Origin of the sequence: Streptomyces flavochromogenes (genome assembly GCF_000717595.1) — a bacterium.
Classification (GTDB): domain Bacteria; phylum Actinomycetota; class Actinomycetes; order Streptomycetales; family Streptomycetaceae; genus Streptomyces; species Streptomyces flavochromogenes.
Window position 1 is genome coordinate 1 of record NZ_JNZO01000098.1, and the last position, 629, is coordinate 629.

A 629-nucleotide genomic window follows, 5' to 3' on the forward strand; every position below is an offset into this window, starting at 1 on the left:
GTGGTGTCGGGGAGTGCCGGGTCCGGCAGGACGGTGCTGGTGTTTCCGGGGCAGGGGTCGCAGTGGGGTGCGATGGCGCGGGAGTTGTATGCGTCGGCGCCGGTGTTCAGGGATCGTCTGGAGGAGTGTGCGAAGGCGTTGTCGGCTTTCGTGGAGTGGGATCTTCTGGAGGTGCTGCTGAGCGATGACGGTGGTGTGTTGTTGTCGCGGGTGGATGTGGTGCAGCCGGCGTTGTTCGCGGTGATGGTGTCTTTGGCCGCGTTGTGGGGTGCGCATGGGGTGCGTCCGGATGCGGTGGTGGGGCATTCGCAGGGGGAGATCGCTGCCGCGTGTGTGGCGGGGGCTCTGTCGCTGGAGGATGCGGCGCGTGTCGTGGCGTTGCGCAGTCAGGCGATCCGGGTGTTGGCCGGGCGGGGTGGCATGGTGTCGGTCGCTTTGTCGGTGGGCGAGGTGCGGCCGCGTCTGGAGCGGTGGGGTGGTGATGTCGGGATCGCGGCGGTCAACGGTCCGGTGTCCACTGTGGTGTCCGGCAGTGCGGGGGCTCTGGACGAGTTGCAGGCCGTGTTCGAGGCCGAGGGGGTGCGTACCTGGCGCATCCCCGTCGACTACGCCTCCCACTCCTGGCACGT

The 629-nt window shown here is 68.5% G+C and carries 1 protein-coding gene; it reads left to right on the top strand.

Features of this window, described 5'->3' with window-relative positions:
• Positions 1-629: acyltransferase domain-containing protein (locus tag IF00_RS42240; protein WP_037640536.1), on the top strand; the 629-nt coding region annotated here is incomplete at both ends.